Source organism: Lysinibacillus sp. FSL K6-4013 (genome assembly GCF_038630435.1).
Classification (GTDB): domain Bacteria; phylum Bacillota; class Bacilli; order Bacillales_A; family Planococcaceae; genus Lysinibacillus; species Lysinibacillus boronitolerans.
Genome location: NZ_CP152031.1, coordinates 2,625,234 through 2,644,525, shown reverse-complemented (window position 1 = coordinate 2,644,525; position 19,292 = coordinate 2,625,234). Strand labels below are relative to the sequence as shown.

The 19,292-nt window shown below is 37.7% G+C and carries 19 protein-coding genes; 9 read left to right on the top strand and 10 right to left on the bottom strand.

What is annotated here, in order from left to right; genetic code table 11:
- Window positions 1–46 precede the first annotated feature (46 nt).
- Window positions 47–1,309, top strand: coding sequence for a polysaccharide deacetylase family protein (locus MHB39_RS13105; protein ID WP_342544041.1), 1,263 nt, complete (start codon window positions 47–49; stop codon window positions 1,307–1,309).
- Window positions 1,310–1,357: 48 nt separating this feature from the next.
- On the opposite strand, the gene gltS is transcribed toward MHB39_RS13105, so the two are convergent.
- Window positions 1,358–2,542: a sodium/glutamate symporter gene (gene gltS, locus MHB39_RS13100; protein WP_342544039.1), complete on the bottom strand. Its 1,185-nt coding sequence runs from the start codon at window positions 2,540–2,542 to the stop codon at window positions 1,358–1,360.
- Window positions 2,539–3,504 carry a formimidoylglutamase gene (hutG, locus tag MHB39_RS13095; protein ID WP_342544038.1) on the bottom strand — a complete coding sequence of 322 codons (966 nt, stop codon included), beginning with the start codon at window positions 3,502–3,504 and terminating at the stop codon, window positions 2,539–2,541. The genes gltS and hutG overlap by 4 nt, the downstream gene beginning before the upstream one ends.
- Before the next feature lie 140 nt (window positions 3,505–3,644).
- On the opposite strand from hutG, the gene MHB39_RS13090 reads away from it, so the two are divergent.
- The 5 genes from MHB39_RS13090 to MHB39_RS13070 all read left to right on the top strand — a co-directional run bounded on the left by MHB39_RS13090 (window position 3,645) and on the right by MHB39_RS13070 (window position 8,255).
- The gene (locus MHB39_RS13090; protein ID WP_342544036.1) at window positions 3,645–4,532 is read left to right on the top strand and encodes a LysR family transcriptional regulator; all 888 of its coding nucleotides are present in this window, start codon (window positions 3,645–3,647) and stop codon (window positions 4,530–4,532) included.
- Between the two features lie 150 nt (window positions 4,533–4,682).
- Window positions 4,683–5,918, top strand: a complete 1,236-nt coding sequence (locus MHB39_RS13085) for an acyl-CoA dehydrogenase family protein (protein ID WP_257960822.1) — start codon at window positions 4,683–4,685, stop codon at window positions 5,916–5,918.
- Window positions 5,915–6,691 carry an SDR family oxidoreductase gene (locus MHB39_RS13080; RefSeq protein ID WP_342544034.1) on the top strand — a complete coding sequence of 259 codons (777 nt, stop codon included), beginning with the start codon at window positions 5,915–5,917 and terminating at the stop codon, window positions 6,689–6,691. Before MHB39_RS13085 ends, MHB39_RS13080 begins: the two co-directional genes overlap by 4 nt.
- A 13-nt stretch (window positions 6,692–6,704) precedes the next feature.
- Window positions 6,705–7,748, top strand: coding sequence for a phosphotransferase family protein (locus tag MHB39_RS13075; RefSeq protein ID WP_342544032.1), 1,044 nt, complete (start codon window positions 6,705–6,707; stop codon window positions 7,746–7,748).
- Window positions 7,749–8,039: 291 nt separating this feature from the next.
- Window positions 8,040–8,255: a DUF3955 domain-containing protein gene (locus MHB39_RS13070; protein ID WP_312125796.1), complete on the top strand. Its 216-nt coding sequence runs from the start codon at window positions 8,040–8,042 to the stop codon at window positions 8,253–8,255.
- 37 nt (window positions 8,256–8,292) lie between these two features.
- Here the strand turns inward: MHB39_RS13070 and MHB39_RS13065 are convergent, their stop codons facing one another.
- Window positions 8,293–8,778, bottom strand: a complete 486-nt coding sequence (locus tag MHB39_RS13065) for a tetratricopeptide repeat protein (protein WP_036076440.1) — start codon at window positions 8,776–8,778, stop codon at window positions 8,293–8,295.
- A gap of 626 nt (window positions 8,779–9,404) precedes the next feature.
- On the opposite strand from MHB39_RS13065, the gene MHB39_RS13060 reads away from it, so the two are divergent.
- On the top strand, window positions 9,405–10,250 hold the full coding sequence (locus MHB39_RS13060; RefSeq protein WP_342544030.1) for an alpha/beta hydrolase: 846 nt from the start codon (window positions 9,405–9,407) through the stop codon (window positions 10,248–10,250).
- 63 nt (window positions 10,251–10,313) lie between these two features.
- Here the strand turns inward: MHB39_RS13060 and MHB39_RS13055 are convergent, their stop codons facing one another.
- The 3 genes from MHB39_RS13055 to MHB39_RS13045 all read right to left on the bottom strand — a co-directional run bounded on the left by MHB39_RS13055 (window position 10,314) and on the right by MHB39_RS13045 (window position 12,346).
- Entirely contained in the window at window positions 10,314–10,745 is a 432-nt protein-coding gene (locus MHB39_RS13055; RefSeq protein WP_342544028.1) for a hypothetical protein, read from the bottom strand.
- A 142-nt stretch (window positions 10,746–10,887) separates the two neighbouring features.
- On the bottom strand, window positions 10,888–11,463 hold the full coding sequence (locus tag MHB39_RS13050; protein WP_342544026.1) for a GNAT family protein: 576 nt from the start codon (window positions 11,461–11,463) through the stop codon (window positions 10,888–10,890).
- 16 nt (window positions 11,464–11,479) lie between these two features.
- The gene (locus MHB39_RS13045; RefSeq protein WP_342544024.1) at window positions 11,480–12,346 is read right to left on the bottom strand and encodes an AraC family transcriptional regulator; all 867 of its coding nucleotides are present in this window, start codon (window positions 12,344–12,346) and stop codon (window positions 11,480–11,482) included.
- A gap of 267 nt (window positions 12,347–12,613) precedes the next feature.
- On the opposite strand from MHB39_RS13045, the gene MHB39_RS13040 reads away from it, so the two are divergent.
- Window positions 12,614–13,369 carry a class I SAM-dependent methyltransferase gene (locus MHB39_RS13040; RefSeq protein WP_342544023.1) on the top strand — a complete coding sequence of 252 codons (756 nt, stop codon included), beginning with the start codon at window positions 12,614–12,616 and terminating at the stop codon, window positions 13,367–13,369.
- Between the two features lie 47 nt (window positions 13,370–13,416).
- Here the strand turns inward: MHB39_RS13040 and MHB39_RS13035 are convergent, their stop codons facing one another.
- Window positions 13,417–14,610 (bottom strand): Ger(x)C family spore germination protein, encoded by a 1,194-nt coding sequence (locus tag MHB39_RS13035; protein ID WP_342544021.1) that lies wholly within the window; start codon window positions 14,608–14,610, stop codon window positions 13,417–13,419.
- Window positions 14,611–14,756: 146 nt separating this feature from the next.
- On the opposite strand from MHB39_RS13035, the gene MHB39_RS13030 reads away from it, so the two are divergent.
- Window positions 14,757–15,137: a VOC family protein gene (locus MHB39_RS13030; RefSeq protein WP_036076434.1), complete on the top strand. Its 381-nt coding sequence runs from the start codon at window positions 14,757–14,759 to the stop codon at window positions 15,135–15,137.
- Window positions 15,138–15,301: 164 nt separating this feature from the next.
- Here the strand turns inward: MHB39_RS13030 and MHB39_RS13025 are convergent, their stop codons facing one another.
- From MHB39_RS13025 to MHB39_RS13015, 3 genes are all read right to left on the bottom strand, one after another.
- Window positions 15,302–16,216, bottom strand: a complete 915-nt coding sequence (locus MHB39_RS13025; protein ID WP_342544019.1) for a class I SAM-dependent methyltransferase — start codon at window positions 16,214–16,216, stop codon at window positions 15,302–15,304.
- 1,333 nt (window positions 16,217–17,549) lie between these two features.
- A complete protein-coding gene (locus MHB39_RS13020) occupies window positions 17,550–18,284 on the bottom strand; it encodes a class I SAM-dependent methyltransferase (protein ID WP_016993947.1) in 735 nt (244 codons plus the stop codon).
- A 300-nt stretch (window positions 18,285–18,584) separates the two neighbouring features.
- Window positions 18,585–19,109 (bottom strand): hypothetical protein, encoded by a 525-nt coding sequence (locus MHB39_RS13015; protein WP_342544015.1) that lies wholly within the window; start codon window positions 19,107–19,109, stop codon window positions 18,585–18,587.
- Window positions 19,110–19,292: the final 183 nt, after the last annotated feature.

Genomic DNA, 19,292 nt, shown 5'->3' with positions numbered 1-19,292 from the left:
TTTTTAGCAAACAGACATGGAAGACATCTAAGGGCGGTGGAGAACAATGAAAAAATATTTATCCTATGCAATCGTTTTGGCGTTTATGATGTGCATATTGGCTGGGCAACTTTCAGCAAGTGCAGAAGGGTCAGTGGTAATTCAAAAGGTAGTCAAGGATACGGTTATGTATGAAGAAGCTTCTACGAATAGCGCGGAGATCGGTGAACTAACAAAAGGAAGCTTTGTCTCAGTAACACAAGCAAGTAAAGGATGGACACATATTCAAACGCCAGAGCAGGAGGGCTATGTCACATCTGATGCTTTAGTCAAGTTGAAGTCTGAGGGATACCTAGTGATTCAAAAGGGTGGTACAACATTATTTACAGCCCCAAGTCAACATGCCCAGCATGTAGGACAGCTCTATGAGGGACGAATGATTTATGTGTATGGCACAGCACCTGGTGGTTGGTCTTTCGTTCAATATGGCGAGGAGATAGGGTATGTAGCGACAAACGCATTAAAAAAACCAGCTCCAACGAAGAAAAAAATTAATGCTGTTGCTGGTGCTGAATTACGTTTAACAGCTAGTCCAAACGGAGAAGTTTTGGGTACACTTCCCAATAAAACGACTGTCCAGTATTACATAACACTTGCTGGTTGGGCTTATGTAGAGGCAGGCGACCAAAAAGGGTATGTCAAAGCTTCTGAGCTAGCCGATATTCAGTTAATAGATAATAAAGTTTATAATAAAGGTGTACCAGTAGCGAAAGGCGCAAAAAAACGGGTAGCTTTAACATTTGATGATGGGCCTGATGCCAAGGTGACACCACAAATTTTGGCAACGTTAAAGAAATACGATGCCAAGGCTACATTCTTTATGGTAGGTAAAAATGTATCAAGAAATGCTGCAATCGTTAAACAAGTCTATGAAGCAGGACATGAAATCGGCAATCATACCTTGAGCCATAAAAAATTAACGACTCTGTCAATAGCAGGCGTTAAACAAGAAGTCAATGGCACAAGTAATGCTATTTATGCAGCCATTGGGCATTATCCAACCGTTTTCCGTCCACCCTATGGGGCGACCAATGACCAAGTACGTTCTGTCATGACAATCCCCTCGATTTTGTGGTCGATCGATACACTAGATTGGAAACATCATAATCCAGATAAAATATTAGCGTATGTCAAAGCCTCTGTAAAAGATGGTAGTATTATTCTTATGCATGATATCCATCAAACAACAGCCAATGGTTTAGAAAATGTCATTCTTTATTTACAAAAGCAAGGCTATGAATTTGTTACAGTAAGTGAGATATTACAATAATAAGAAAGCTTTGCAATTGTCTAATCAAGACGACTGCAAAGCTCTTTTTTATTTAAATAAATTAATAGTTGTAATAATAATAGGAATACCAAATACATCGATTAAAAATGCGCCGACAATCGGTACGACAAGAAAGGCTTTTTTAGAAGGACCGAAGCGTTGCACAACGGCTGACATATTGGCCATGGCATTTGGTGTTGCGCCTAGACCATGTCCTGCAAAACCTGCTACCATAACAGCAGCATCGTAGTTTTTGCCAAGTAATTTAAATAACACAAAAATACTAAATACAACAATAAAGAATACTTGCGCAAAAACAATGATAAATAATGGTAGTGCCAAATCAGCAATTTCCCATAACTTGATACTCATAAGTGCCATGGAAAGGAATACACCTAATGTGACATCTCCAATTAATGAGATGCTTTTCATATTAATGGCTTCAGGTTTGAATTTATCCATAATATTGCGCACTAATACAGCCACAAACATAGCTCCTACATAGCCTGGCAGAACAAAACCTGATGCTTCTGAGAATAGTGTGCCGACATACGTACCAACAGCCATACAGAAAGTAATTAATAAGACTTGTGTAAAGAACGAATCCGATGTAATTTGCTCATGTTTATTTTCATATTCGACTTCTTCCGATTCTTGTTCATCTGGTGTTAAATTATATTTACCTACTAAATATTTGACAATTGGACCACCAATTAAGCCACCAGCAACTAGACCACATGTTGCGGCTGCCGCACCAATTGTCATAGCTGAAGAAATCCCTAAATCTTCTAAGGTCTGGCCAAATGCCGCTGCAGCGCCATGACCACCCTCCATAGAAACGGCTCCTGCCATCATACCGATTAAAGGGTGGATCCCCATAAGTGAGGCCAGTGATACCCCAATGACATTTTGCATTAACGCTAGGAAGCCACATGCTAGCCAGTAAATAATCAGTAATTTACCACCGAGCTTTACAAGTTTAAAGCTTGCACCTAAGCCAATTGTCGTAAAGAAAGTAATCATAAATAAGCTTTGCAAAGAAGTATCAAGTGATATTTCTAAAATACCCGTTGTTTTTAAGATGGTGGCAAGAGCAGCGAACAATAAACCACCAACCACGGGTGCTGGGATACAGAAACGCTTTAAAAAGCCGATTTTATTGATAAGAAAGCTTCCTAGTGCAAAGAGTGCTACAGCTAGGAATACCGTTGTAATTTGATTAATTTCGATCATGAACCTTGCCCCCTAAGTAAGTTGTTCAGTGCCTCAAACACAAAATAAGCACCTAATTTCACTGTACGTCCGTTTTCATCTAATAACGGATTGACCTCACAAATATCAAATGAATGGGTGTGAGGGTGTGAAGTGACTTGTTGCAAAATAGAGCGCACAGTCGATGGGTCAAGCCCAAACGGTGATGGAGCACTTACACCTGGAGCAAATGCTGCATTCAATACATCCATACATAATGTTAAAAGAATATAATCATGCTTATCCATAAAATGTTGTAATGCATCCGTTAATTGTTGTTGGTAGGCTACCGTCATTTGATCCTCATAAACATACTTCACGTTCAATTCATCAGCTTTTTCGAAAAGTTCTCTTGTATTGCCGTAGCGTTGAATACCAACAACAAAATAGTCAGCGTGTGGATCCTGCTCTAAAATTTGACGGAACATCGTACCTGACGAAGGTTGTTCATCATATGGTCGTAAATCAAAGTGAGCATCTATATTGATGATGCCGATTTTAGCTTCCTTTGGTAGAGCAGAACGAACGCCTAAATAATGGCCATACAGCGTTTCATGCCCGCCACCTAGCACCACACATGATATGTTTTTTTGTAGTACTGTTGCTACGACTTCACCAAGCTCACGTTGCGCCTCCTCTAAAGCACGGTTTAGACAAACGATATTGCCAACATCAATAATTTGCTGATTGTCCTCAAATGTCCACGGTAAACTGGCTAAGCCTTCTCGTAGGGCGTTTGGACCATTTGCTGCCCCTACACGGCCTTGATTTCGACGTACCCCTTCATCGCAGATAAAGCCAACGAGAGCAGCACTTTTCTTATCTGAAGCGCTTACATCATTAATCGCAACTCTTTTTACTTGTTGATGTAAACGAAAGCTGCTTGTATTTGTCGTTGAATCTATTCGGCCTTTCCATTGTTTTTGATCTGTCATTGTGTACATAAACTTATCAACCCCATTGTGAATATTATTGTAGAAAAAATATTGTTGTAATTCATTATATATTCACATAATTATAATTACTAATATATAATTAATATTAATATATAGCTTTTAACTATAAATCTGGGAGGTATCTATAGGTGGACATTAAACAATTACACTATTTTATCGCTGTTTCAGAACAGATGAATTTCTCGAAAGCCGCAGAAAGACTGCATATTTCGCAGCCTTCCTTAAGTAATGCGATCAAAAAATTAGAACAAGAGATTGGCTCCCCTTTATTAGAGAGAAATACTAGAAATCTGCAATTAACAGAAGCTGGAGAGTTACTTTTTGAACGAGCAAAAGTTATTGTAAAAAATATGGAAGTGCTAAAAATCGAAATGGATGAAGTAATTGTTCATGGCACGAGAGACATCACCATTGGTGTCATGGAATCTATTAAGCATTGGCTGCCAAAGGTTATCGCCAACTATAAAAAAGACTATCCTCACATGAAAATTCACTTAGTCGATATTTTAGGTAGTAAGCGGGTGAAAAAATACTTGAAAAGCTATAAAACGCATGTAATCATCACCAATCAGCTAATGGATGATCCAGAGTTGGAAGTTCAAACTTTATATGAAGAACGGTTGGTCGCAGTATTACCTTTACATCATCCGTTAGCCCAAAAGGATACTTTAACCATCTCAGATATTTGTGAAGAACCATTTATTATTAGTACCGAGGGCTTTCAAACAAGACGAGATATCTTAACGTCATTTGAACAGGCTGGTAAAAACATCAATATTCAATTTGAAATTGAGCGTTTTGAAACCGCTGTATCGCTTGTACGAGAACATTTAGGAGTGACCATATTACCTGAAAATTACTTGCAAGGACCGACTGCCAAAACAATAGTAAAAAAAGAAATAGAGGGTCTGAATTTAAGTCGCAATGTCTATCTAGTGTACTTAAAAAACCGTCATTTACCATTAGCCATCCGACAATTACTGAAGGATATAGTACAGTTTTTTGAAAATAAATGATGTAAGTCCATAGTAATGAATTCTCGCTTTTGTTAGAAAATTCAAAAATAGAACATTGCTTTACTAGAAAAATAGCGGTAACATTTATTGTAAGAATGAAAATGAACATTCATTCATTTTGCGAAGTTCAAGCAAAGGGGGTATCTTCTAATGAATTTTTCCTATAGTGAAAAAGTTGAGAAGTTACAGGACAAGCTGAAGAATTTTATGGCGCAATACATTTATCCAAATGAGGCCGTTTATGCTGCACAGGTTGAGGCAATGGAGGATCGTTGGGGAGCGATTCCACCGATTATGGAGGAGCTGAAGCAGAAGGCACAACAGGCAGGTTTGTGGAATTTATTTTTACCAGATAGTGAATATGGGGCAGGTTTAACCAACTTAGAATACGCACCTTTATGTGAAATCATGGGCCGCTCACTTCTGGCCCCCGAAGTGTTTAACTGTAATGCACCTGACACAGGCAATATGGAAGTACTTGTACGCTATGGATCGGCACTGCAAAAAAAACAGTGGCTGGAACCATTATTACGAGGTGAAATACGGTCCTGCTTTGCGATGACGGAGCCAGCCGTTGCATCCAGTGATGCTACAAATATTGAGGCAAGCATTGAACGCGATGGAGATGAATACATTTTAAATGGCCATAAATGGTGGACAACTGGTGCTGGGGATCCTCGCTGTAGGGTGGCTATTTTTATGGGCAAGCATAAAGATACAACGGCTCCTATCCACGAGCAGCAGTCTATGATTCTTGTACCGATGGATACACCAGGAGTAAAAGTGGAGCGTATGCTAACGGCTTTTGGCTACGACCATGCGCCAGAAGGACATGGTGAGGTTACATTTACCAATGTGCGTGTACCGGTGGAAAATATTTTATGGGGTGAAGGTAAAGGCTTTGCCATTGCGCAAGGCAGACTAGGACCAGGTAGAATTCATCATTGTATGCGTCTTATTGGTGCCGCAGAGCGTGCATTAGAGGAAATGTGTGTGCGTGTACAAGCGCGGCAGGCATTTCATCGACCACTAGCAGATCAAGGGGTAATGCGGGAGCGCATTGCAGAATCTCGGATGGATATTGAGCAAGCAAGACTTTTAACATTGAAGGCTGCTTATATGATGGACACAGTAGGCAACAAAGAGGCAAAAGCTGAAATTGCTATGATTAAGGTAGTTGCTCCAAATATGGCACTCAGAGTCATTGATCGAGCTATCCAAGCATTTGGTGCTGCTGGGGTAGGCCCCGATACAACGCTTGCTGCACAATGGGCGAATTCTCGTACATTACGTTTAGCGGATGGACCGGATGAGGTGCATCGTAATACTATTGCTAAACTAGAATTGAAAAAGCATGCCAACAAACAAGAGGAGCTGGTGAAATGACGGTCCTAGAGTTATTTAGTTTAAAAGGTAAAACAGCGATTGTGACAGGTGGCGGGCGTGGACTCGGCGCACAAATTGCACAAGGATTTGCAGAGGCAGGAGCCAATGTGGTCTTATGCTCACGAAAGGTGGAGGCATGTGAGGAGGTTGCCGCAGAGCTCGAAAAGCTTGGTGTTCAAACATTAGCGCTAGCCTGCGATGTCACAAAGCCAGAGGATATTGCCAATGTGGTAGCCCAAACGATTACAACATTTGGTAGAATTGATATTTTAGTCAATAACAGTGGTGCATCATGGGGAACACCAGCCATTGATATGCCTTACGAAGCCTGGCAAAAAGTATTTGATGTCAATGTCAACGGGACATTTTTATTCAGCCAAGCAGTTGGCAAAATTATGCTAGAGCAGAAAGGTGGCAAAATCATTAATATTGCTTCTATCGCAGGACTAGGTGGTACGCTACCAGCCTTTATGGATACGATTGCCTATAACGCGAGTAAAGGGGCTGTCATCACTTTAACGAAGGATTTAGCTGTCAAATGGGGACCACACGGTGTCAATGTCAATGCCATTGCCCCAGGGTTTTTCCCTACGAAAATGTCCAATGTATTAATTGAACGTGGGCAAGACTATTTGATGGGTGTTACACCGCTAAAACGCTTAGGCTCAGAAAATGATTTGAAGGGCGTAGCATTATTTTTAGCAGCACCAGCTTCGGACTATGTAACAGGGGATGTCATTGTAGTAGATGGGGGCATGAGCTCCATTATTTAAGGAGGGAAAGAAAATGGACACGATGCAAGTAAGGTCAAGTGAACGTTTAGATGTGGATAAATTACATGCCTTTTTAGAGAGCCATTTCCCTGAGCTTCCACAGGATAGGCTTGAAATCACACAATTTAGTGCAGGGCATTCCAATTTGACGTATTGTTTAAAAATTGCTGATTTTGAAGCTGTTCTGCGTCGTCCTCCGCTTGGACCAGTTGCCAAAAAAGCGCATGATATGAAGCGGGAATTTACGATTTTATCGGCACTGCATCCATTTTTACCATCGGTTCCAAAACCATATGTCTATGTAGAGGATCGAGACATTATTGGTAGTGATTTCTTTTTGATGGAGCGCAAAAAAGGTATCGTCCTTGACACACATTTTCCAAAAGGCACAGAGCCAACAGAGGAACTGGCACGTCAGTTGTCCGAGATAATGGTTGATTCTTTAGTTGCATTACATGCGATCCCTTATCAGGACACACCGTTAAAGGATATGGTAAAGCCTGACGGATTTCTTGAAAGACAGGTGCATGGCTGGATCGAGCGCTATGAAAAAGCAAAAACCGCAGAACATAAAGAAGTAGCGATTTTAACAAAGTGGTTAAAAAACAATCTTCCCTCCGATAATGAGGCAACCATTATTCATTATGATTATAAATTGAATAATGCGATGTTCTCTGAGGACTATAGCGAAATGATTGGTCTTTTTGATTGGGAGATGACAACGGTAGGGGACCCACTTGCTGATGTTGGTGTAGCAATGAGCTATTGGATGCAAGCGGATGACCCGAAAATGCTATTATATGCACTAGGAGAACCACCAGTAACTGTATTACCAGGCTTTTATACCCGACAGCAATTTATTGATCGTTATGCGGAGAAGAGTGGGCGAGATGTGTCAGCCATTCATTATTACAGTACATTTGCTTATTTCAAATTAGCCGTTATTTGTCAGCAAATCTATTATCGCTATGTTAAAGGACAAACGCAGGATGATCGCTTCGCTCAGATGGATAAAATGGTCGCTGCCCTCATACAACAAGCTTCTAAATCAATATAGTTTATGGAAAAACGGTTACTTTTAACAAAGTAGCTGTTTTTTTATAGCCCAATATAACAGATTATCCGACGTTAATATATATAATTAATTAAGCTCACTCGCACAACATTTACTCAAAAAACATAATAAATCACGTACAAGAAATCAAAAGAGTGCGAACGTTTGTTCTTTTTATCTAGAGTTGTTAATCAATAATAATTTATTGTTTTTCGATAAAAAATAATTGACTTATAATAAAAATAACGCTATCATCAATAACAACAAGGCTTTAATAATATGGAGGAAGAAATAATGAAAAAATATTTACTTGCCACAATTCCGATGATCATGGGGATCGTTTGTTTATTTATAAAAGGCATTTTAGGAGATGAGATACTAGCAGATGGTACGGTAGTAGAGAAAAACTTCTTTCTCATTACATTGAGCTGTTTATTTTTCTTTAGCGGCATACTTACATTCTTGATTATGGCGTTATCTTCTTCATTCAAAAAACATAGTTCCGTATAATAATGCTAAAAACAGGCCCTGAATAGGAGCCTGTTTTTTATAACCATGTTTGATCTAGTTTATCACTATAGTAGTGAATAGCTTTTTTATAATCTTGAATGCCTTGATGATTGGTTGTGCGTAATATAGTGTTCAATAATGTTTCCATTGATTTTGCATGTTCGCCAAGATTATAAAGTGTCATGGCATAGAAGACCTTGATATGCTCCGCCTTCGGGAACTCTTGAATGGCTTGTTCAAAGATCCGTTTTGCTTGCTCATATTGTCCAATAGTCCGATAGGTGCTCCCTAAACCAAGGTAGGCATCCACTAAAACTTCTGGTTCTAGCCCCAACTTTATCGCTTCTTCATAGTGCGGAACAGCCTCTTTTTCCTGCCCTAACGAATCAAATGTCCAAGCACATTGAAATTGATAATAAGCATTTTGAGGATGTTCCTTGACCAGTGCTACCATGCATTGATTTGCTTCCTCAAGCTGTCCGTTTTTTCTTAATGTAAGAATGTGTTCTAATTGTTTGTCCATTATATTTAACCTCTTCTTTACTTAAGTAACTTACCATTCATAAAAACAATCTTCTATCAACAACTCAAATGAATCAGCTATTCGCTTAATTTCTCCATAATTATTTTCCTAAAAACATGGCCTGATGGCTCGATGAAAATGGGATTAGTCCCACCATCCATTGAAATAAATAGCTGGTTTCTAAAATAGTAGTTGGAGATAGGCTCTCTTTTATATTGTTGGCGAAAATCCAGTGTTAAATCGACAACGGTTTCGTTTCCTAGAGTTGATCCACTAGAAAAAGCATGAATTGCTAAACCTGCCCATGCCCTCCAAACGTTTCAATGAATGCTACATAATTGCATGCAGTTGTTGCTGTGCATCTATTATTTACTTGCAGGTTTACCCACTAACGTTGGATGCTTATCAAAATGACCGCAAACGCCTTATTAGATCTTCCTTTATAGACACGCTCCCTTTATTAAGTATACACGATCCTTCATTGCTAGGAATCTGTGGGAATGATATTGTTAATGTAAATCGTAACATCTACTGAGGTGATAGAATGCTAGAGCGTTCAATGGAAAAAACACGGGAAAACCAAGAGGAAAGGGAGTGATGATACAAAAATAGAAAAGAGGATGAAGATGATGACATATCAAAAACTTATGTGTGATGGATTTGAATTAAACTATTGTATAAAGGGGCAAGGCCAACCAATTTTAGTGGTGGGGAGTAGTGTTTATTATCCACGTCTGTTCTCAGAAGACTTTTACCAACATTTCCAGGTATTTTTTTTAGATCATCGAGGTTTTGGTAAGCCAGCTCAAGCATTTACGCAAGAAGAATATACATTGGACAAAATAGTGAAGGATATGGAGTATGCAAGACAAATCCTTCAGCTAGATGATTTGATTGTTTTAGGGCATTCAGGCCATGCATTTATGGCGATGGCGTATGCCAAAGCTTACCCCCAGCATGTTCAAAAAATCGTTCTATTAAATACGGCAACAACGAATAGTCAAGAAAGACAGCAGCAAAGCTTGTCTTATTTTGAGGCACATGCAAGTACAGCGCGTAAACATCAATTTGCGCACGATATAGCCTTGTTGGAGCAGGATTTAAAGAAGGAGCCTGAGCGACGCTTTGTTCATATGTGTATTCGTATGGGGGCACATAGCTGTTATGATTATATGTTCAATGCAACCGCTATGTGGGATAACGTTCATCCGAATATGGAAATTATTGATTATCTATGGGGTGTAGCTTTTGCGGAGCAGAACCTTTTACAACAAATGCATCAAGTAAACAAGCCGATTTTTGTAGGTCTAGGCAGGTATGATTATTTAGTAGCCCCTATATCATTATGGGATGCAGTGGACCCTATTCCTCATGTAAAGAAAGTCATTTTTGAAAAAAGTGGTCATAATCCTATGTTTGAAGAACCTATATTTTTTAAAGAACAACTAATTCAATGGATAAACGAGGGGTAGTCGAATGGCTGGTTATGCAATTAACCAGCCTATTTTAATATCTAAAAGAGGAGAGCCAAAGTATTAACTATCTAAACAAGCTTTGCGTATTGCCTCAATGTTTTGACAGTCCATAATGACTGGCCGTACCGTATCATCGATTTGAAGGAAGTACCCACAGCAGCTTTGCGGAACAAGATAGATAAAGTAAATCCCTAAAAATTGGATGCCGTCTGAGAGATATACATCTACTAAAGTCCCTGGTTCAAAACTTTCTAAGTGACTGCAAATACAGCTTTGACAATGATTTTTAACTTGGTTTTGTTTCTGATATTTTTTTTCAAATTGGGGACTATTATAATACTTGATTTTATAAGAATCTTCCTCAATAATAGGATGATCTACGCTGGGAGAGTGACCAAAGTAAACATTCTTTGATTCACAATAGCATTTAGAAAACTTATGATAATTGTTAAATTCCCCATCCATTCGTGTTAAATATTTGTTTCCATCCATTTCTAAAACGCTCCTTTATGATTACAATGTCTTGCTAGCATGAGTCATCTATTTCTAGTCTATGTGAAAGAGCCCTTTGGGAGATGGTAAAATGTCCATTTATCTGTACAATATAAGAAAAGGCTAAACTCATTAGTAGAGTTTAGCCATTCAAGTCGTAATCGCCTTTCAATAGACCGTATATCTCTAAATCAACAACCCCCTTGCCAGACCATAATGAAGCTTGTCTCAAAAGACCCTCTTTCAAAAATCCATTTTTTAGCAAAACTTTTTTCGATGGTTCATTTAAAGGCATGACTTCTGCCTGAATTCGATTAACATTTACCTCCTCCATTAAAAATTTTACGATGACTGCAACTGCCTCTGATGCAATGCCCTTTCCCCAAAATGCTTCAGCTAAGTAGTAACCAATTGTTACCATATCTACTTTTTGATTAAAGTCCATTGCTTCAATAATTCCTACAAGTTTTTCACTCTGTGATTTTTCGAAGATTCCCCATTTAATTCTACTTTTTTTCATATAATCACGTTCAAAATGGCCAATCATTTTTTGAACAGTTTGAAGGTTATGTTTTGGGATGATGCCACAATACTCAAATACCTTGTCATTATCATAAATAGCAAATAGCTCTTGTATATGTGAGTCTTCAATTTTTTTTAATTGTAAATTAGCTGAATGTAGAGTAGGGAACTGCTTAAATACTTTCTCAATTATCATCGACCTTGCTCCTTTACTATTCTTTAATGGGAATGTAGATTTTCATTTTCATCTCATGTGGATAGATAGATTGCATGACATCGGTTATTTCAAAATCAGGACCAGTATCGCGCTGATAATTAGAATTTGGCAACCATATTCCGTAAATGTAACGTCTTGTATTTTGAATTCCTTCTGCAGTGCTATTTAACGTAAATTCCGCATATTTACCCTCAGGAATTTCAAGTTGGATAAAGCCCTCCTCTAATTGTTGCTCAAACGTTTCGACTTCCTCTCCTACAATAAAGGAAAATTGACCATCCTCTTGAAAATTTGTAGAAATGCCATACGCCATATTGGGAGCTACTTTATGTGAGATTTGCTCATAATACTGCTGTTGCCCAAAATCTAAATAAAAGCCTGGAATGTCTGCATAGTACTGTTCGTCTTGTATGGACGTTTTGTATTCATAGCCTACAATACGTTTTTTAGGTAATTGCAGTATTTCTGGTCGCTGCATAGGGAGTTCTCCTTCCAATTTATAATCCAAAAAATTTATTTTGGGTTGAAGTAGTATGGAGTTGGCCCCTTTACGGTATTTAGCAGGTGTGACACCAAAATACTGAACAAATGCCCGTGTAAATGCCTCCTGAGAACCATATTGAAAGTTGATTGCAATCTCAAGTATATTCTGCGTTGTTGTAGCTAATAAGGAAGCCGCTTCAGAGAGTCTCCTGTTGCGAATATACTGCTGCACTGAAAAACCTGTAATGGCTTGGAAAAGTCGTTGGAAATGAAATGCTGAAAAGTATGACTGGGAAGAAATATCTGTAATCGTCAATTTTTCCTGTAGGTTTTCCTCAATAAACTCTATGGCGTTTTGAATTCTTTCAAAATAATCCATACCATCATCCTTTCTTAACTCAATGGTACCGTTTAATAGGAAGGGATTTTTGATAATTTGTGCTAATTTGTACATTAAATTGTAATGTATAGGAAATCAATAGAAACATTGATTGAAACAATAAATAAATGTATAATTTAACTAAATTTACAAGAAAGTGAGTGATAGATAATGATAGTCAGCTCTGTTTTCCCATTGAATATAAGAAAGGTGCGGGAGAATAAATAGATTAAATGATTTCTTCCGCAAATAATCGGAGGAGACAATATGTACAAAAATTATGGACCATTAAGCACAGCACTTTATGATTTTACGAAACCAGTTGGATATTCCCTTGGTGGGGATATTGAATATTACCTAGAGCGACTGCAAGGTGTAAAGGGGAAGATACTAGAAGCTGGGGTTGGTTCTGGACGCTTCTTTATTCCTTTCTTGGAAAAAGGCTTTGATATAGAGGGAATTGATTATTCCCCAGAAATGCTTGCATCCTGTCGAAAAAGATGCCAAGAACGGGGATTGACGCCAGTGCTGTATGAAGGAAATATTTGCCAATTCACCTTAGGTCAGCAATACGAAGCCATTGTTATGCCTACAGGCTCGTTTTGTTTAATTGAAAATCATCAAGAAGCGCTAGCATCCTTAACTGCTATGTATCAGCACCTTGTTCCTGGTGGACGACTCCTAGTAGATTTATTACTTCCTACAGACTGGAAAACAGGTGAAATTACAACATCTTACCATCAAATTTCACAAGATGAAGGAATTACACTTGAAAGAAAATCGATTGCCATGAACTGGGTGGAGCAATATACGTTGATGGTTTTAAAATATGAGAAGTGGCAGCAAGGTACATTAAGGGATACCGAACTGCAAAAGTTTTTATTGCGCTGGTATGGGATTGAGGAATTTAAGCTTCTATTACAAAGTGTTGGCTTCTCAGATATAACTTGTTCAGCGAATTATAAGTTCCTTCAACAACCAACTGAAGAAACGTCACTCCTAACATTTGAAGCGGTACGTTAATTATAATGACCAGTACTCCTTAAAAGAGAACTGGTCATTTTTATGATTTAGTCTAGTTTTAATTTAGTTGCAGTTCCGACTCCTTTTGTATGCACATCGACTTCAATTTGAACTGCAAGCTCTGGATAGAGGGTTAGCCAGTTCTTTTTAATTCGATTCCATGCTTGATAGTCTTCACGATGTAGTACTTCACTAAATTTTAATAGATCAACTTGATAGGTTTGCTGAATCGTTTGAAGTGTTCTTTCTAATCGTTCCTTGATTTGTTTGCTCGTGACTTTATTTAAAGCATCGAGGGTTTTTGATTTTGTTAAATCCAACGGGCAACTTATCTCTGCAACGTTTTGTTCAAAATCAAGTTTGATGGAAATTGAAGGTAGATCATTTTGAAAATGCCCCGTCACTTTAGTTGAGGAATTAATAATTTCTGTTGAGATTTTCCCTTGCTCAGGACAGGCAATAATTTCAAATGTACTTTTTATATGATTATTTAAAAAACTATAATCTCTGCTTTCTTGTTCGGATAAATAGCCGATAAGTTTATAATTTTTAAAAATAGCCAGTCCACCATATTTTAATTGTGCAGGGCTATCAATTTTTTCTATATTCGAGCTAAAATCTCCAGCACCTGCATCACCATGTATATGAATAGAGGGTAAGACGGCACTATGATCAATACTACCTAAAGATTGGATTAAATCATCAAGAATAACGGATTCTGTCGTGCCCCATGTTGCTTCAGAAACCTTTAGTGATTTAAACATTTTGCTAGCTGGAACATCCTCTAAAGGGGTTAAAACACTTAATATTTCTTGAGCAGTCGAATCATGAGAAACAATAATGTTAAAATCACTTCGTCCCTTAGGGTCTCTTTGAAATAAATCCAAAACGCTATTCATGCCCTCCTTAGCCATTTCTTCACCAATAATAATAATTTGGGCATGCGCATAATAGGGCTTTCTTGGTGTCAGCAATGTCAATTTTCGAATGGCTTCAAATAAGGATTTTCCTTTTGCATGGTAGGTAAAGACAGGAACTTGATTGCTAGAGGCCTTTTTTGAGGCTACTTGACTTGGGTTAACAATCTGAACAGAAATTTCGAATAGCTCGTCCGATTTATCAACTCCAACAGCCGTAACAATCGCTAATTCGTTTAACTCGCGCTTATTCCAGCATCCACCCAGTAAAAGAAGCACTAATAGCAATAGGATGAATGATACCTTGTGTTTGATGGTGGACACCTCCTCTAGGAAAAGGGCGAAGACATTTCCGATACTATTAAGGATAAGCAAAAGACAGGCAAAATAATCAATAATGGAAATCTCAATGTATCTTTTTGAAGGAGAATAAAATGAAGAACACAAATTGTGAAATGGAGGTAAGAAAAATGAAACAATCCTTATTTAAAGGTGTAGAGGCCATTTTTATTCCAATAAAAGATCCCCAATTATCGGCTAAATGGTATGAGGAAATACTCGGATTTAAGCTTCTATATAGAGAAGAGGGCGCAGCAGTTATGAAGATTACTGAACAATCCCCCACAGTCATTTGCTTAGTAAAAGCTAAGGAGCATCAGCCATGTCATTTTCCAGACAATCACTTTGGTGTGGGGAAATATGTGAACTTCCTCTCTCAAAATATTGAAGAGACATATTTATTTCTAGTGGATCATCATGTTCAAGTCGAGGCTTTAGAAGGAGAAGGGGGTACTAAATTTTTTACCTTCTATGACCCTGATGGGAATCCTTTAGGTGTTTGTCAATCATAATAAGCGGGTCACTGCGTTAACAGTGACCCTAGTAACAAATCTAGGAGGTGTAAGGCTAATTAGCTTTACACTACTATAGTATACTCATTCTCTATATTGAAATAGTTAATTGCCTGGGTAATAAAAAGAAAATTAAGAATTTTATGAAAATAAATAAGTTGGACCTATTTTTTGACAATATGCATATAATGGATAGTTTCAAAAGCACATAAGTAATCTGTTCGGTTTTGAAAATACAGCTCTTGAATCGCAGTTGGAGATAGATGTTCGTATATAAGCAAACCTAATCGATCTAGCATCCTCTCCATGTCCTCATAAGCATAGCATGATTTCATTGGTTCACCACCAACTGCGGCCATGTTGACCATGTTTTCTACTCTATTGGAGAGTCCTTTTTCGGTGAAGAGAGATTCATCAGCATAATCCAAAACAATGGAACTTCCTGATGGAACTAGGGTAAATAGATGATTGAGTAAGCTTGCTAATTCTAATTTTGTTAAGTAATAGGAAACGCCTAACAGACTAAAAAATGTTTTTTTAGATTGGAAGCCTTGCTCTAAAAATAATTGAGCTTGAAAGTGCTTTGTAAAATCCATCGATACAAAATGCAGATGATTCAAGAGAGGGAGAGAAGCTTTCTGTAATCTTTTCTTTTTGGAAGCCTGTGTTGTGGGATAATCCACCTCAAAAATTTCTAGCATGGTTTGTCCTTGCTGCTGACGATAAGGAAAAGTATCCAAGCCAGCACCTAAAATGACATATTGCTCGACACCAAGCTGTATTTCGCTATGCAAGACCCTTTCACAATAAGCAGCACGTGCCAATGGAGTCGGTGAGAGTTGAACTTGTGTAATCCATTTTATTAATTCCTTTGAATTGTCTTTAAATTTTGTAGCGATATCTTTATTAAAAAATTCAATGCCCTGTATCATATTAGCTTGGATATTTTGATATTCTTCTTGTGAAATCAATTCTTTGGCTACATAATCATCAAAAATTTTCGGTGTATCAAATTGGCTATGGTAAGCTCTACTAAAGGCAGCCACTAATGAAGTGATACTAGATTCCTGTTGATTCATACCAACACTCCTTAACAAAAAATAGGATTCCCCCTGGCCAGGAGAATCCTATTATATATAATATTAGTTTAAATGTAAATTTTAGCATAAAAACATTTTTTTGTCAAGTATTAGGTGCTGAGAAAGGGGAGTAATATGAAAAAAATAAAATAGCCTTATCTTTACTCTTAGCAGTAATTGTTAGTGGCATAGAAAGATCAAAGCTCTTTTGCTACAGATCTATTAGAAAATTCCACTATAACACTACATCGTATAGATACAGATAAAGAAGATTAGTATGGTAGATGGCGCTGAGGACGTGTTTGATTTTGCAATTTAATTTGTAGCGTAAAAAATTTTTAAGAATGTGTAACTTTTTAAAACATCAGCCGTCTAACTCTTCAGTAGAATACAAAGAACTAAAGCAAACTAGTAACATTCACTTTTCACAAAAGGGCCAGGACTCACATTTTTTCGTGTTCCTGGTCTTTTTGTGGTGGTGGTCCTATATTTTAACGAAAAAATAAAGAATTTATGAAACCTTTAGCCTGTTCATTCGTATTGTAATTTGAATCTAAAGCTAGTCAAGATTTAGTAAGGTTCACTTTCACTTAAAAGACTAGAGCTTACATCATCATGTGAGAATCTAGTCTTTTTTGTTGTTCAGATATTGTTCAGTATAATATGTTAATCTATGAAAGAAGATTGTTCATAGTCTTCAACCTAAACGCAAAATGACCAGTTCTCTTTAAAAGAGTGACTGGTCTTTTTGTTTCATGTTAATTTAGCAGACTAAGATTCTTCTGCATGTTTGATTAATAGCACGGAAAAGTTATTAAAGGGAGAAATAAAACCATAGAGACCTGTATGTTTGTAACAGACCATGTCTGGCTTGTATTGCTTTCGGAATCATCATGCGAGAATGATGACGTGGATTTCATGCTTTAGTAGAAATCATTCAGTTAGTTATGTGAAAATAGCAAATGGGCATCCTACCTATACAGGAACAATCATGGATAAAAGAGACTATGTCATCAGCCGCCTATAGATAATTAAGAGTTTTCATGATTTCTTAATTTAATGAAAATAAGAAATACTATAAAATTTGATAGAATGATTTATTTTCTCGAAAAAACATTAATTCTCACTAAAATTCTATTGGAAAATATTTTAACTTGTTCAGCGCCTCAAGTTGTCGTAGTATTATAACGAATCAAAACTAAGTTAGTTAGTAAGATTCACTTTCACAATAAAACCAGGTGCTCCCCAAAAGAGAGCAGCTGGTTTTTTGTTTATATGCGATATAGCTATATATTTGGTGATACCCAATATATGTCACCAGAGTACAAGGTTATTATTTCTTCTCTGCTGCAATGATTAAAAACATAGGTCTCCGTAGTTCATCTCGCATGTCGGGAATATTTTTTAGCATTTCCTCTGAAGGCATAGGTTCCTTCACAGCATTTATCGTAAATCCAGCTTGTATTAAGACATTCATATAAGTTGATAGAGTACGATGGTATTTAATAACATTTTCGGTAAGGAAGGTCGTTTCTCGAATGCCTTCTGTCTGATAATGATCCACTGCCCAATGCAGGCGGTTGCCATTCTCATCGTAGTACCAATCTTGTTCATTGCGTGATGTGTATATAGGATGCTCTACAGAAAAGACAAACAATCCATTAGGTTTTAGATAAGCATAAACTTTCTTACAAAGTACTTCGAAGGATTGTACATAGTGAATCGCTAATGAACTAATTACTACATCAAATTGAGAAGCGGAGAAATGGATATCTTCGATCGGCATCTTTAAATAGGTAATAAAAGGATCACTCGTTTTTTCCTGTGCTTTTTGCAGCATTTTTTCTGATAAATCCACACCAATTACTGATTTTGCCTGTTGTTCACGGGCATAGCGACAATGCCAGCCGAAGCCACAGCCTAGATCAAGTACGGTCTTATCCTGGAAATCTGGAAGAAGTGCTTTTAATACGTGCCATTCACCTGCCGCGTCTAGTCCTTGAACCGAACGTGGCATTTTTTCATATTCGGAAAAGAAATTGATTTCATCATATTTATTTTGTTTCATGTATAGAACACTCCTATCAAGTAAGTTGGCCCCCTAAATCTACTGACAATCTAGGAGGTAAGCTATCTTCTTCTAACCATTGTTACCACCTCATATACCTATTTTTTTTACTATAACATATGAGCATTTAGGAGTACCTAAAAAATAGGAAAAGAAAAGAAACTGGAAGTCACGAGATTATGGGTAAGAGATATGCAATGAAGTATTAGAGGGAGCCGAATACTCTCCTCTTGAAAATAAAAAAATCCCATCTCTAAAATTTAGAGATGAGAGCTACTGTTCTTTATATATACCTTTAATCTAGCCACTCAATTGAACAATCGTTAAGGAGCGGTTAGCATAACTAGCGATGAAGGAATCTGAAGCTGCACTGGCTCCCACCAAGTCGCCAGCGGCTAATGTAGCTTGAACCACATAGGCTGAGCTACTTCTATTGACAACATTAAAGACTGCAATGCCGTTTAAAAAAATAGGTTGCCCATTGACGGTAATGCTAACTGTGAAAAATGGTTGATCAGGATCAGGTAACGCAGTTGCTTGTGCATTGATCGACATGGTGATTTGATAGACACCGTCTTTTTGAACGACCAATTCATTCCCAGATGGGCTAACCGCAACATTTGATAGCGGACCAACCACTTGGAAAGTGAAGGGTGTTGCCTCAGGCGATAAAAGGCCCAATGTATCTCCTCTGAGGGATCCGTACGCTAAAACACTTCGATCTGGTGAAGGGACAGGAACAACAGGACCAGGAAGGGCAACAATTTTTGGGAAATATTTCATTTCATTTGGACAACAGTCCTGACATGTATGTTTACCGAACATTCTCTAACCCTCCTCTATACTCTCAATATAAATAGTAATTCAACTCTGTTATCTTTAATTGAACTGACACCTAGGCAACAGATTAAGTTTGTTGATGGTGTCTATTTTGATAGCAGTATTCCAAAGTTTGAGATGTTGAAAGAGAAATTAACTGTTTCAACTCCCCTCAAAAGAAAGCCCAGT